Annotated in this window: 9 protein-coding genes; 1 reads left to right on the top strand and 8 read right to left on the bottom strand. The window is 35.8% G+C overall.

Annotated features, from left to right (window positions below; translation table 11 throughout):
• Positions 1–32 precede the first annotated feature (32 nt).
• The 7 genes from QM877_RS00580 to QM877_RS00550 form a co-directional block, all read right to left on the bottom strand.
• Positions 33–233: a F0F1 ATP synthase subunit C gene (locus tag QM877_RS00580; RefSeq protein ID WP_001054552.1), complete on the bottom strand. Its 201-nt coding sequence runs from the start codon at positions 231–233 to the stop codon at positions 33–35.
• Positions 234–462: 229 nt separating this feature from the next.
• Positions 463–774: a CHY zinc finger protein gene (locus QM877_RS00575; RefSeq protein WP_414317239.1), complete on the bottom strand. Its 312-nt coding sequence runs from the start codon at positions 772–774 to the stop codon at positions 463–465.
• 13 nt (positions 775–787) lie between these two features.
• The gene (locus QM877_RS00570; RefSeq protein ID WP_049503610.1) at positions 788–2,074 is read right to left on the bottom strand and encodes a peptidase U32 family protein; all 1,287 of its coding nucleotides are present in this window, start codon (positions 2,072–2,074) and stop codon (positions 788–790) included.
• 125 nt (positions 2,075–2,199) lie between these two features.
• Positions 2,200–4,410: a ComEC/Rec2 family competence protein gene (locus tag QM877_RS00565; protein WP_414317238.1), complete on the bottom strand. Its 2,211-nt coding sequence runs from the start codon at positions 4,408–4,410 to the stop codon at positions 2,200–2,202.
• Positions 4,394–5,035, bottom strand: a complete 642-nt coding sequence (locus QM877_RS00560) for a helix-hairpin-helix domain-containing protein (RefSeq protein WP_414317237.1) — start codon at positions 5,033–5,035, stop codon at positions 4,394–4,396. Before QM877_RS00560 ends, QM877_RS00565 begins: the two co-directional genes overlap by 17 nt.
• 65 nt (positions 5,036–5,100) lie before the next feature.
• Positions 5,101–5,670 (bottom strand): GNAT family N-acetyltransferase, encoded by a 570-nt coding sequence (locus QM877_RS00555; RefSeq protein ID WP_414317236.1) that lies wholly within the window; start codon positions 5,668–5,670, stop codon positions 5,101–5,103.
• Between the two features lie 161 nt (positions 5,671–5,831).
• Positions 5,832–6,203, bottom strand: coding sequence for a hypothetical protein (locus tag QM877_RS00550; protein WP_414317235.1), 372 nt, complete (start codon positions 6,201–6,203; stop codon positions 5,832–5,834).
• A gap of 423 nt (positions 6,204–6,626) precedes the next feature.
• On the opposite strand from QM877_RS00550, the gene ald reads away from it, so the two are divergent.
• Positions 6,627–7,739 carry an alanine dehydrogenase gene (gene ald, locus QM877_RS00545; protein ID WP_414317234.1) on the top strand — a complete coding sequence of 371 codons (1,113 nt, stop codon included), beginning with the start codon at positions 6,627–6,629 and terminating at the stop codon, positions 7,737–7,739.
• 352 nt (positions 7,740–8,091) lie between these two features.
• Here the strand turns inward: ald and QM877_RS00540 are convergent, their stop codons facing one another.
• Positions 8,092–14,517, bottom strand: coding sequence for a S8 family peptidase (locus tag QM877_RS00540; protein ID WP_414317233.1), 6,426 nt, complete (start codon positions 14,515–14,517; stop codon positions 8,092–8,094).
• Positions 14,518–14,535: the final 18 nt, after the last annotated feature.

Below are 14,535 nucleotides of genomic sequence, written 5' to 3'. Positions count from 1 at the left end.
AGAATCCTCCCTTTTCCATTTTATACTTCTCTTTATTTGATGATAAATGAAAATACGAGAGTTACAAAGAATGTTCCTTCGATAAAGGCAATCCCCATGATCATCAAACTACGCAATTGAGGGATGATATCTGGTTGGCGTGCTGCAGATTTGAACAAACCGTTCATCAAAAATCCTTCTGCAAGAGATACACCCATACAGGCAAGACATAGACCGAAAAATGTTAAATTCATGACGAATTCTCCTTTTTTAAATTAAATTTACTTCCCTAGTTTAGTCCTAAAATTTGCTTTTGTCAACTCTTTACTAGCATTGAAAGCGTTTCTAATCATTTATTTCTATTTTTATGATTTTCAAGACAATTATATAGAAAATTTTAAGGTCTTTTCAGATTATTTTTCTTATCTTTCCTATTTTTCTGAAAAGAAAAATCCAAGTTTCAAAACCTGGATTTACAATTGCTTATTTGAAATAATACGAGTGATGACTCTGGCAAGCTGGATTAAAGAGTGCTGCACAATAAGGACAGCTCCCCTTTTCTCTATACTCCTCATAAGTTAGGGTCTTCTTACAGGAACCACATAAGATAGGTTTATCCTGTTTTAGATTTAAAGGATAAGGAGAAAATGTGTGCGACTCTAGTTCATTGTGACACTGATAACAGGCATAGTATTTCTGACACTCATAACACTGGAGCGCTACGATATCTTTATCAGTATGGTAATGAACACATCTGCTTTCATTATCTACTAGTAATCCCTGAGCTTGAACCATTGACTTTCCTTATCTAGGCACGAACTGTGACGCTAGTTCCATCTTCTTTGTAAAGATTGATCAAGCCTTCTTTCAAAGCACGGACCATATCACCTGCTTGTACTGGTTGTGGAACCTTGATGGTTAATAGTTCCATTGGATTTGGGGCACGGTCAATCTTGTTACCTTTAGCATCATGAAGGTCTTCGATATAAGTTTCAAAATGGCGGAAACCTGGACCATAAAACTCAACTTGGTCTCCTTCGTTGATAACGTTACGTTGGCGAATAGTTGCTGTTTGTGTCGCATCATCATAAGAAACCACTTCAGCAACAAACTTGTATTCTGGAATCTTACGACGAGCACCAAACAATTGTTCGTTTTCAGATGGTGTTCCGTAGTAGAAACCTGTAGCCAATTCACGTTGAGCCACCTTCCACATTTCATCAATCAAGTCTTGCTTAATAGCCTCAAACTTTTCAGGGCTCTCAAGATAAGCATCAACGGCAGCCTTGTAGCAGTTTGTCACTGTTGAAACATAGTGGATAGACTTCATACGACCTTCAATCTTCAAACTATCCACACCATTTTCAATCATATCTGGAATATGGTCAATCATCGACATATCAACCGCAGACATGGAGAACTCTTCAGGAATTTCTCCCTTGAGACTCTTACGCTCTTTACCAAATGGCATATCGTAAAGGTCATATTTCCAACGGCAAGATTGTGAACATCCACCACGGTTGGCATCACGCATACTCATGTGGTTAGAGAGCGTACAACGACCAGAGTAGGAAATACACATAGCACCATGTACGAATGCTTCGATTTCTACATCTGTACGTTTGCGAATTTCTGCTAACTCTTCCATAGAAACCTCACGCGCCAAAACGACACGCGTCAATCCAAGTTCTTTCCAGAATTCAAGAGTTTCATAGTTGGTCGCACTAGCTTGTGTTGAAAGGTGGATTTCAAGTCCTGGTGCTTCAGTTGCCGCAATCATGATTAAGGCAGGGTCAGAAACGATAACCGCTGCAATACCAATATCACGCAACTTACGGAACCATTCTCCGGCACCTTCTTCATTTCCTTCGTGCATAACCATATTAGCAGCCACATATACCTTAGCTCCATACTTAGCCGCGAACTGAACTCCTTCTTCCATTTGTTCGAAAGTAAAGTTTCCCGCACGGCTACGTAGACCATAGGCCTGACCACCGATAAAGACAGCATCTGCTCCGTATTGAACAGCTACTTTTAGTTTTTCTAGTGTTCCTGCAGGTGATAGAACCTCAGGACGTTTCAAAGTTTTTGTCATTTTTTCTCCTATTTGCAATATAAAAGTTTGACACCAATCTTAACTATTTTATAGTAAACAGGATTCAAAATCAAGCCTTGAATGATTGTTTAGACAATTTTAATGTTTAGTTTTCTCTGAAAACGTTATTGAACAGTTTCAACATTCCAAGTAGTCCATCCCTTGAAACGAATGGCGCCCTTTTGATTCGTTTGGTATATCGAATTCCCAAGTTCTTGGTTACTTTCCCCATTTTTTTCTTTGAATTTTTTCTTCTTGTCTACCGAAATGACCGTGATTTTAGCTTGTAAAGTTTTGAAGACTTCTACATCTCTCTTTTTCTTCGATGCTTGCTGATGACTTATCACTACATCTGCATGGAGTTTTGGATAAGACTTGGTTAAGAACTTCTCCTCTATATTTCCAGTAACTAGAAAGGTTTGGTTTAGTAACTTTCCATACATTGTAATTGAATCACTTTTATTCTTATTTTGAGTTGCGATTACTTCCAAACTACTTCCAAAAATAGGTAACTGCTGTCCAGTTTTGATGGCAACTACCTTGACCTTGCTTTCCTTCAGCTTATCCATAAATTCTCTCTTAGATAAAGTTTCTTCAGTTACTAAAATCTCTCCAAGCTCGAAGGCTTTACTGATTTCTAACACATGATCTAACTGCTTAGCATCACTAGTCGTTAGAACCAGCTGATCAATCTTTGCCACTCCTCTACTTTTCAGATAGGGAATTAAACTACGTTTGGCATTGCTCGTAGTGACTTTCTTCTGCCAGGCTTCTTTCTTTTCAACTTCAGACTTCTCTCCGACATCCAGTAGAATGGTCTTGCCTGTCAGGTCTCTTAGGAAAATGCTTCGCCCCTGCTCCATATCTAAGACCGTTAGTTCATTTTCCAGTGGGTGTTTGGTAACTAAAAAGAGAGCTATGACAAATAGGACAATGATAGGTGTTTTTTTCAAATTTTTACGATAATCATAAATCAGCGCCAAAGAAATTAAAAGCAATACCAGAACCCAGAGACTCGGCTGACCAAAGACAATCGGACGACTTGATAGTTGATAAACAAAGCGTATGATACTTTCTAACAATTCAAAGATAAAGTTAAACTGAGTGAACGGGTATATCATTGACAAACAAAAGAGAATCGATAAGAGGGGTAGGAAAACCATGTCAAATAGGAATGAAAAGGCAAAAGTTAGAACAATTGACCAAGGTTGAAATTCAGAAAAATAGAATGATAAAATTGGCAGAATTCCTAAGGAAATAATGAAACTCTCTCTGGCAATAGCTTTTATGCCTTGACCTTCTTTACTTGTCATAGTTAGGATAAAGGCATAGGCGCAGGAAAGAACTCCTCCAGCTGTAAGGAAAAAATTTGGCATGACTATAAACAAAAGGAGGACTGTTATAGCGAAGTTATCCAAGCCCTTAAAACCATGCTGGGCCAAGATTTTTTGTAGAAGACTTCTAATCACAGAGGCTGAAAATCCTGTCATGCCTGCATAGACCAAAGAAAAGGGATAGGCAAGCCATTTGAACTCCTCTTGAGTCAAACCTAAACGCAAGAGTGACTTTTTAAAAGCATTCATAAAGAATCCTACTTGCATTCCTGACAATGCAAATAGATGAATAATTCCGAGGCTAGAATAGAGTTCATTCATTTCCTCAAAGTCTGTGTCCAAGTGCCCTAATAACAGACCTGTCATGTAGTTGCGCATGGGATCGGGAAAGTTCCTTTTTATCCAGACAACTGCTTTTCTCCGTAGGCTTGATAAATTTTCTCCAATATCCCAACTGCTCGTGGCTGTCTTGTCTAAAATTTTCGAAATAGTCAAGGTTTGGTAAATCCCTTGACTTTTTAGATAGTTGCGATAATCAAAGCCCGCAAAATTTCTTGCCCCTTGAGGGCTAGCTAATTTCCCTTCTAAAATAACTTCATAAATATCCGCTAGTTGTTGAAAGTCTTCTTTTTCTGCTTCTGATTGAAGCTTATAATAGACCTGAAAGAGTCTACCGTCAGCCTTTCCACGAAAAGAAAGACTATCCCCATTCACCTTGATGGTGTCAGGTAATATTCGAACAGTTTCGACAGAAGAAAGCAAGTTTTGACTAGCATCTTCTTGTTGCCATTTTTGAAATAGAAACCAACTAGCAAATAGTCCACAAATCAGAAGCACCTTTAGTACAACCTTCCAAGGGTGGTGGATAAAAAGACAAAATACTAAAAATACAAACCCCAAGAGTGCTAGATAACTAGCTGAAAAGATTGTATAGTAAAGCCAGAGCAAGAGAAAGCTTAGATAGATTTTTGGGATGGGAAAGCGACTAATCCACTGTAACATATTCTTTTAGCTTTTCTATTGTTTTGGCACCAATGCCAGAGACCTTCTTGAGCTCGTCTACTGACTTAAACTTCCCGTTTGTTTCACGGTGGTCGATGATGTCCTGAGCACGTTTAGCACCTAAGCCTTTGACTTGTTTCAGTTCCTCTAAACTGGCTTTATTGAGATTGACTTTCTTATTTTCCTTGCTGTTAGAATCATTTGATTGTGTTGCTTGACTAATATCTTCTCCCTTAGTTGGAACATAGACAAGTGCTTCGTCACCAATTTTCTGGGCTAGATTGATAGACTTACTATCGGCATTATCTGTCAATCCACCAGCTTTCTGGACAGCATCATTGATACGACTTCCAACTGGCAAATCATAAATCCCTGGTGTTTTGACAGCACCTTTGACATCGACAGTAATTAGATCTTGCTCCACTACTTCTTCCTTCTGATTTCCATCTTCCTTTTCATCCGTCGAATCCTTTGGAACAGTTGTAACTTCTGTTTGCACCTTTGTTTCTTTAGCAGGTGTTTGAGTGACTGGTTTTAGGAGAAAAAATCCAGCTAAGACCAAACCCAAACTAGCACAGATAACAATGATTTTATATTCTTTGATTTTCTCAATAAGTTCTTCCATATTTTCTCCTCTCTTAGCTTATTCGTAATGCAAAGAAAAAACAGCTGAAAAAACTTTTCAACTGCTTACTTATTTGCAAAATAATCTTCCTTGGTCAAGATATAATGCACTCTCGTCACGATACGACCTTTTTCATGCTGGTCCATACGAGCATATGGTTCTTCGTGAGAAAAGCGCATGCCTGATTTCTCCATGACCTTTCCTGACGCGGGATTGTCCTTATCATGAAGGGCGGTCAACTTATTCATCCCTATCTTTTCAAAAACTAGTTCAATCACGGCACGATTGGCTTCAGTTGTCAAACCTTGATTCCAATATTTTTGATGGATAATATAACCAATGGCTGCCTTTTTAAGAACAGTATCAACCTTGTGCAGGTCAATAGTTCCGATAAACTCTCCACTACTTTTTAATTCAATACCCCATCGGCCCAAGGGATTGGCTAGATAAAACTGGGCAATATTATTCTTGGTTTCCTCTAAACTTTGATTGGTTGGAAAAGTATAGCGCGTATTTTCCTGGTTTGAAGCATATTCAAACATGGCTTCTGCATCATCAAGTGTTACAGGTCTAAGCACTAAGCGTTCTGTTTCGATAATTTGATGCTTAGCTAGTTTGATAAATAGTGATTCCATAATTGCACCTCCGAAAATAAGTTGCTAGAAGAATAACATAAAAGAAATAGGTTTACAAGTTTTTCATGTGAACAATAATATAACTCTTCTTTCAAAGATATTTTCCAATTATAAAAATGTTACTCTCTTAGTTTCATTCATAAACTTCCAATTATTGTTACCTATTTTCCAAATAAATCTTTAGTAATTAAGGGTAATCCTCCAAAACCTATAAAGCCTGTGTTCCTATCGTCAAAATATCCTTCACGAAATAAAACTATTCCACCACTACCAACCACATTCTCAATATACTCACTATTTTCAGCTATTATCTTTGAAAAACCTGACTGTAAAAAAGTTGTAACTTTAAGTCCCTCTGGCAACAATAATAAATGAGCCGTTTGTTTTGCTAGCAAGATTGAAACAATATCTGGAACAGACTCTCTACCTAATACTTGAATTCCACCAAAAAATTTCACTTTATGATTTTTCGTAATCATAATCTCATCAGAATAAATTGCATTTCTAACTTCTAGGTCTTGCTTTTTTAGCAATTTCCAAAGTTTATAATATTGGGATATTCTAGTATTATCATTAAAGCAATCATCTCCTAATACTAAATATAGATTAAATTTATTTTTAGTTGAATAATCATATAATTACGAAATCAAATACTGTAAATACTCCTCCCTTCTTCTATAGTCACCAATAATCTCCCATCGTCCCGCATAGATATTAAATGCGGATGTAAAGTGAATAAGAGAAGAATCTATATTGGCATCTTCATAAATAATCACGCAGCTTGTCCCTCACTAAATTAAGTTTATTTTCTAATAAGCTTAACAAAAAATACAATACAAATCAATAATTTCCCTTGCCTTTTAAAACGGTTTCATATACAATAAAGTCATCACAAAAACTCTGACGAATGATGTGATACATAAATTGAAATAGCTTAATAGAAAGTGAGTTATCCTATGCTAATTGGAATTCCAAAGGAAATTAAAAATAATGAAAATCGTGTTGCTCTGACACCTGCTGGTGTACAGAGTCTCGTTGGTCGTGGCCACCGTGTCCTCATCGAAACAAATGCTGGACTTGGATCTGGTTTTGCTGATGCTGACTATGAAAAGCAAGGAGCAGAAATTGTCGCAACTGCTGCTGAAGCTTGGGCTGCAGAATTAGTGGTCAAAGTAAAAGAACCCCTTGCTAGTGAATATCAATTCTTGCGTGACGATTTACTTCTCTTCACCTACTTGCACATGGCAGCTGCTCCAGAATTGGCAGATGCTATGCTTGCAGCTAAAACAACGGGTGTTGCTTATGAGACAGTCCGTGATACTCAAGGACAACTTCCTTTATTAGTTCCAATGAGTGAGGTTGCAGGTCGTATGGCTGTCCAAATCGGAGCCCACTTCTTGACGAAACAAGCTGGCGGTTCAGGAGTTCTACTCGGTGGTGTTCCTGGTGTTCCTAAAGGAAAAGTAACCATTATCGGTGGTGGTGTCGTTGGTACACACGCAGCTCGCATTGCGCTAGGTTTGGGAGCTCAAGTAACCATTCTTGATATCAGCGCCAAACGCCTAGCAGTCCTAGAAGACGTCTTTGGTCACCAAATCCAAACTCTGATGTCTAACCCATTTAATATTGAAGCAAGTGTGCGTGAAGCAGACGTTGTTATCGGTGCAGTATTGATTCCTGGTGCCAAAGCACCAAAATTAGTGACAGATGACATGGTTCAACAAATGCGTCCTGGTTCTGTCATTGTTGACGTTGCTGTTGACCAAGGTGGTGTTATCGCAACAGCTGACCGTGTGACAACTCACGATGAACCAGTCTATGAAAAACACGGTGTTCTTCACTATGCCGTTGCTAACATTCCTGGAGCTGTTGCTCGCACATCTACGATTGCCCTTACAAATGTGACTCTTCCTTATATCGAAGCCTTGGCAGGTAAAGGATTTAAGAAAGCTATCCTTGAAGACGCAGGCTTGCTTGAAGGTGTAACAACCTATCAAGGATACCTCACCAGCCAACCAGTTGCAGAAGGCTTGGATCGTGACTTCACTTCAATCAGTGAACTTGTCTAAAATAATTTATAAATTTAAACTACAAAAATAGATGCTACGTAAAAACTAGCTTCTAAATCTCAAAAACGAGCATTTCCGTTCTTGGAGATGCTCGTTTTCTGATGTCATGGTTTATAATTTAAATTTTGGTAGACTCTATTTTCTAATCAACGTGATCCATATTTGTCAACACTAACCCTTTCAATCAATTCATTACTTACCTAAACTAAGTCCATTCATAAATCCAAAAAGGGTATCAATATCAAAGCAAACTAACTATTTGAGTTAAAAATGGCTATTTTCACAAAACTGTTTCATCATCACACTAGCTAATCTCAGTACGTAAACCAATTTTTTATCTATAGCTTTTGTCTTAATCTTGATCTTTTTTCTTCAATCCAAGAAATGCACCTACGGTAAATATTATTCCGGCAACTAATAACGTGAAGACTTCTCTAACTGTTCCAGTTTTTGGCAACCTATCAGAATTGTTAGTAGTTGATTTACTATTAATATTGGTATGTTTATTAGCTAAGCTCTCTTGTTCATTAAGATAAACTTCCTTCTTATTTTCAAAGTTTTTATCAGGAACAATACTGCTTACATCATTAGTTGAATCAGATTGTGTTTTTTCTTTCTTTTTCGATACATCAAAAGTAGGTTTATTTTCCTCCTCCTTTTTCTCCTCTATTTTCTTGAATACAGGTTTTATAAGGGTATCTTTTGATAGATTAATAACATAACCAGCATCTTTTTTCCCTTCGACACCAGAAATTTCCCAGCCATCAAATTGATAGCCTTTTTCTAATCCACCCTCATAGACAGGTAAAATGAAATCTTCTTCCGACACTATCTTAGAACTCATTTCTTTTCCATTTTGAATGGTCACAGTTACCGTGTGAGGTTTTAGTTCGCTTACCTCTCCCGTATCTTTGTTTAAAATGAATTCTTTTACGGTTGTATTTCTTGCAAAATCTTTTACAACAATCTTAATGTTTAGTGTCTTATCTGTTAGTTGTTTAATATCATCAAATGATTTATATTCTTTTCCATTTACATAAATATGTTTGTCTTGAATCTCACCATCGAATCCATTATTTCTTTTATCATTGATATTAAAGACTACAGATTTGCCATCAGCATATTCAATACTAGTATTTCCCTTAGGATCAATGTTTACTTCTGGTTTAACATTATCATATAAAAATTGATAGTGTACTCCAACCGCTTTCGCATTCAAATCGCTATAGCCAGTTTTAAGATAAACATTTCCATCCATATCTGTTACCTTATCTGGGAATCCGTTTGCTTTATAGTCTTTCATTCCCCAGTCCATGATGTCACCGTCTTTAACATTAAGCTTAACGTTAAAATCTCTAGTGTTATCAATGTGTAAATCTCCGTAGATTAAATAATTATCTACAACCGATTCATTAACTCTCAACTCCCAGTTAAAACCACCCTTATCAGAAATCTTACCTCTTAAATAAAATTCTGGATTTCGTACATAAATTTTATTAGATTTAGATGGATTAAAGTAGTTCTTGTCCATTGAAAGATTTACTGGTTTTGCATCAATAAATAACGTAGAGCCATCTTCTTTTATAGCTTCTACATTGGACTTATCCTCCCCAGTGTACTCTTTACCATCCTTACCAAATAATACCAGTTTAGAAGGATCTGTTACAAGATTTCCATCTTTATCGATTGCCTCCCCTTTATCATTCATTTTAAAGGTAAACACTTGATACCTTACAATGTTAAAGCCGTCTAAAGACGACATTAATACTGATTGGATACTTCTTCCATCTTCAACATTTCTACTATCAGCATAAATTATTTTTTCTGAAAGGACTCTTAGATTAGGATTGGTCTTTTGGATTTTTGCTATATCTTCCTTGTTATAGACTCCATTTCCTTCTAACATATCCGTTTTTCCAGGATTATAGGTAGTCACTTTTAGTGCATAGCCTTTTCTTAGAATAATGTTATCTTTTAACAGATATTGTTGTTTTTCTGAATCAGAATAGATTTTACCAGATTCCATGTCCGTTAAATTGTTTGGTTTGTTTTTTGAAAGATCTCCTTCTCCTAATTCTATTACATTCCCATAACTTGATGCATAGGGATATTCTGTTTTAGTTTCCTTATTTTTTTCAGGCATTCTAATTTTAGTTTCAGCTTTTATCTGATCATCATCTTTAACAAAGAATCTCATATCTCCTGCAAAAGCTAATCCATCCACAATATCATTAATATTAGCGTATAAATCAAATGTCATCGTTTTTGAATGTGAATCATACTTAGTCGTTTTGATTTCTATAGATTTATAGTTATTTCCATAATATACCTTGGCATTTTTAGAAACATTACTTATCTTTCCAAGAATTTCAAAGTGTCCATCTTTAGACGGGCTTAGAACACCATAAATTTTTGATTTGATTTCGTCAAGTTTTTCAGTTTCATATTCTAAGGCACTACCATCGTCATAAGCAATGATATTTCCCTTATCATCGTATTTATAATCGTATTCCTCTGTTCTCTTACCAGTTTCACTTGTAAAGTCATCAACTTCTCTAAATTTCTTTTTAATAAGTTTCTTCAAGTCTTTACTTTCAAACTCTCTAATTGTTGAAATCGTTTTATGAATAGTCAAGCTAGATTTTTCTTCGATAGATTCTTCATTGTCTTGATGATGTTCTACTTCAGTTGTATCTTTTTTAAGACTATCCTCTTTTCTATTTTCTAAATTTTTAAATTTAGATTCGGCAATCTCGCCAAGCTTTTGGTATTTAGATGAATCTTGATCAGGATCTACTAGATAATAGGAAATCATCCCCTTTTCATCAGCATGATCAGCAAATTTAATTCTATGAATCTTTGTGAAATTGCTAGAGCCATCTAGTGCAATGACTTCAATGATTTTTCCTCTTAAATCTCCTGCACCATTAATTTCATAAATGGTATTTCCGTCTTTGTCAAGTTTCCTATTTCGTCCTTGACCCTCACCTGCGTAAGTTACTTCAAGATTTTTCTCAACCTCTCCATCTTCATTAACCAGAGCGGCGCCAGCATACCAAACTTCGTTTGCAATCTCGTCAAATTTTTCAGGATGTTCTTTTTGATCTCTAGCAAATAACGTTTCATTCTTGTATTGCTCTTTTACCTTGTGATAAGTATCCTTTGTAATCAACTTAATTTTTTCAGGATTTGAAAAATCAATCGAAACAATCTTAGGGGCTGTGTTATCAATTTTTACAGGAATATAGGAAACCTGCCATGGGTAATCTTTAGTTAATCTATATTTAAATTTATAGAAATATTGACCTTCTGCAATTGGTTCAAATTGACCTCTTATCCTAGTAGCTGGATCTTGGTTATCCTTACTCTCTGGTGCATTTTCTTCTCTACCTCTAGGGTTATAGATGAGTCCATCCCATTTCAAGTCGCCCCAAACTTTTAGCTTAGAAGATTTGATTCCCTTTGCATCATTTCTCTTAGAGTTTAAAATTCCTTTAATAAAGTGTTCTCTCGAAATGACTTTTAAGTCTCTTTGATTTTCTCCCTCTTTATTTGTATTTACTATTGAAATCATTCCTTCTTCTGCACTTCTTAATACAAGTGGAGAAGGTGTTAATCCTCTCTCAAGTTGAGCATCTTGAGGATTTCCATTTGAATCTAAAGGATAAATTTTAGCAATATTAGAACCACTTGATGATGGTGCGTTGATCCCTTCGTTATTGAAAGCAAATAATTCTGGATTTTGATCTAGGGATGTTGTATTTTTATCTTTTCTATTTTGTATAACTCCTGCTGGATTAAATTTATCTATACCATGTTCTCCACCAATTCCCTTATTTAAGGTTCCTGGAATTTTTGGTTTACCATCATCATCATAACCTTCCATTGTTTTTGATTTTGAACCTTCTTCCCAGGCCCATTTATCAAGGATTGGTTCCTTATTCCAATCCCCAGCAAATCCCATTAGAGGCATCGATAAAGAAGGTTGGAAATTTGTTTTCTTACCATTGGAGTTTAGAGCTTCCATTTCTTCCACTGATTCAAAATGAATAAATGATTCTACAAATTTATTTTTATTTTTAGCCTCTCCAACGTTTATAACCGCATTTAAATCAAAGCTAGAATTTGCTCCTATGGTAAAAGTGTCATGCTCAAATGTAATATTTGCATCTTTTACTTTCTCTGGGTGAATTTCTGGAACAATTTGCTTCCCATATGGAGATTTTTCATCTTTGTATGTTTCATCCAGTTTTAGTCTATCAGTTAGAGCATCTGTAGTTACCGCTGATGCTGAAACTTTAAAGGTTAAAGGTCTGTTTGATGTATTGTGAAGCTTAATTGTAAAGTATTTTTTATCTCCTTTTATTTCTTTAAGAGAAATAGAACCATAAGAGTTTACCAAACCTTTTGAATCCGTGTTTTTGAAAGTCGCTACAACTTCATTTCTCAAAGCATTGGCAACATTAATTAGCCCTGCTCCTTGTTGTCTAGGTGATGCAAAGTATTGGCTTTTTTCTTTCCAAGAAGTCGCATCCATCATAGGCCGTGCAGTATTTTGTAGGGCTATTTTTGTAAGACTTGTAAGGTCTATTTTGTCATCTCCCTTAAGATTTTTCAAGGCAGGTCTTTCAAGCATTTCCTTTAACTTTGGTCTAATCAAAACAGTAGAAGCTGCCACGATTGGAGTTGCCATACTAGTCCCTGACATATAACCATAAGTTGATTTCCCATTAATGACATTGAGAGTGGATTTAATATTTTTACCTGGTGCTGAGACATCAGGCTTTAAAAGCAAATCTGTTCTCGGTCCCCAAGATGTGGATCCTGCTGGAACTATGATATCTTCTTTATACAATTCTTTGTCTGTGTCAGGTGCAAACTTAAAGTCAATCTCTTTTTCATCACCTACATTCGGTTTATTAGAATTATAGCTGGCCATATCAATTGGATAGTATTGCTCCAATTTATCTTTGAAATCTTCCTTACTATTTCTTTTAACTTCAGTTTTTTTATCAGGGTTAATCATGTTCCATAACTTTACACCATCATCTCCTGAAATTGAGAAAACTTGACTAGTAGTTCCTTCATCCTCCTCATATCCCATAGCTGGAAGCTCTGTCCAATTATCTCTATTGTAGTAATTTACAGTATTTACAACCATAATGGCGCGTGCACCCTTATCCGTTGCTCGTTTAAAAGCATTTTTTAAATCCTTGGTATAAATTCGATCCATTACTGCAATTTTGCCCTTAAGATCCAAACCTATCAAATCTTGGTCTTGACCTTTGCCTATATATACAAATTTCAATTTACTAGGAGCTTTTGAACCATCTTCGTTTGTTATGATTTTATTCTTATCGAAAAAGGCCCCTATATTTCTATATTTAAAACTTTCTCCTCCAATCCTAACTTTGTCAAACTCAACTGTTTGATTTTTAGCAGAAGCAACTGCTATTGCATCTTCATGTGCTGCAGTTCGTGTTACATTTCCAGTGTCGGTCATTTTCAGATTATTATTTGCCACTAAATCCCATGAAGAACTTGAAGCAGAAGTTGCATAGTTACCCGTAGCTACGACCATTGGAATGCCTGCTTTTCTTAACGCTCTAATAGCTTGCCAATATTTTTCACCTACAAGACCTGTTCCTGTAAAGCCAGATGATACCGAAACAACATCGACATTGTGTTTGATGGAATCTTCAATAGCATGAAACATTGTTTCATCACCTGCGAATCCAGATCCAGCATCAGAGTACATTTTATAAGAGAAAATTTGTGCATTAGGCGCTATTCCATCTATTCCATTAAAGTTTTTGATATCTTTTTCAGTATCATTTCCTGCAAGAATCCCAGCAATATGCATCCCATGTGGATCAAAATAATCGCTTCCATCATCAGCTTTTTCTACAGTAATTTTACCACCATTATAATAATTGAAAGCATGAGGAATTTTATCACTCAACCAGAAATTTTTATCAGTACCTTTTAAGTCTTCTTTTTTAAATTTCATTGAGCTTTTGGCATCATCATCGATTCTCATAGCCTTATGCCTATAATCAGTTCCAGTATCGATGTTTGAAATGACCATACCTCTGCCATCAAAGTTTTTCCCAAATGGTGCATTGATAGATTTTAGGTAATCAATAGCTTCCTCAACTCCAATTTCTTTTCTAGCATGATTCATCATAGGTTGGACTTTTTGTGACCTTTCAACCGATGAAATACCTTCTATTAGTTTAATTTTGTCCAGAGTATCTTTGGTTGTTTCAATAGCGCTACCGTTAAAAATTCTATCATAAGTATATAAAACTTTTGTATTCTTAAGATTTGATAGTTCCTTGATTGCTTTTTCTCCAGATTCTTTATCTTTAAATTCAGCAATATAGACAAGTCTATCTTCTTTTTTGGGACTTTCCGTGTCTTTACTTGCAGACGAGTCTGCATTATCTCCTTTGTATTGATTGGAATCTTCTTTTTTGATTGTTGTTTTTTCATTGTTAGTTTTATTGTCTATCACAGATTCTTTACTAACAACTTCTTTTTCCTCAATAACTGTTGTTTTCTTCTCTTCAGTATCCTTTGAAGTTTCTACAGCATTATGAATATCTTCATGTTTTTCTTTGTTTTCTTTTTGTTTACCTACTACTACTTTTTCTTTATCAGAGATAGTTACAGCATCTTCAGAACTAGATGTTTCTGCTAAGACTACCTCGTTAGGGACATATGCTGCTAAAATAACTGCAGCTGTAGTTAATGACAATACTGTACTTTTTTTCATTTTAATTCCTTACATATT

The sequence above is a fragment of the Streptococcus infantis genome (assembly GCF_047463655.1).
Lineage (GTDB): Bacteria > Bacillota > Bacilli > Lactobacillales > Streptococcaceae > Streptococcus > Streptococcus infantis_Z.
The sequence above is the reverse complement of the archived record's forward strand: the minus strand, read 5'-3'. Positions and strand labels throughout refer to the sequence as shown.

Bases quoted from the DNA above. Each gene is read 5' to 3' on its own strand.
- QM877_RS00560 (WP_414317237.1), bottom strand. From the start codon at position 5,035: ATGGAAGAACTTATTGAGAAAATCAAAGAATATAAAATCATTGTTATC.
- QM877_RS00570 (WP_049503610.1), bottom strand. From the start codon at position 2,074: ATGACAAAAACTTTGAAACGTCCTGAGGTTCTATCACCTGCAGGAACA.
- QM877_RS00575 (WP_414317239.1), bottom strand. From the start codon at position 774: ATGGTTCAAGCTCAGGGATTACTAGTAGATAATGAAAGCAGATGTGTT.
- QM877_RS00565 (WP_414317238.1), bottom strand. From the start codon at position 4,410: ATGTTACAGTGGATTAGTCGCTTTCCCATCCCAAAAATCTATCTAAGC.
- QM877_RS00555 (WP_414317236.1), bottom strand. From the start codon at position 5,670: ATGGAATCACTATTTATCAAACTAGCTAAGCATCAAATTATCGAAACA.
- ald (WP_414317234.1), top strand. From the start codon at position 6,627: ATGCTAATTGGAATTCCAAAGGAAATTAAAAATAATGAAAATCGTGTT.
- QM877_RS00540 (WP_414317233.1), bottom strand. From the start codon at position 14,517: ATGAAAAAAAGTACAGTATTGTCATTAACTACAGCTGCAGTTATTTTA.
- QM877_RS00580 (WP_001054552.1), bottom strand. From the start codon at position 233: ATGAATTTAACATTTTTCGGTCTATGTCTTGCCTGTATGGGTGTATCT.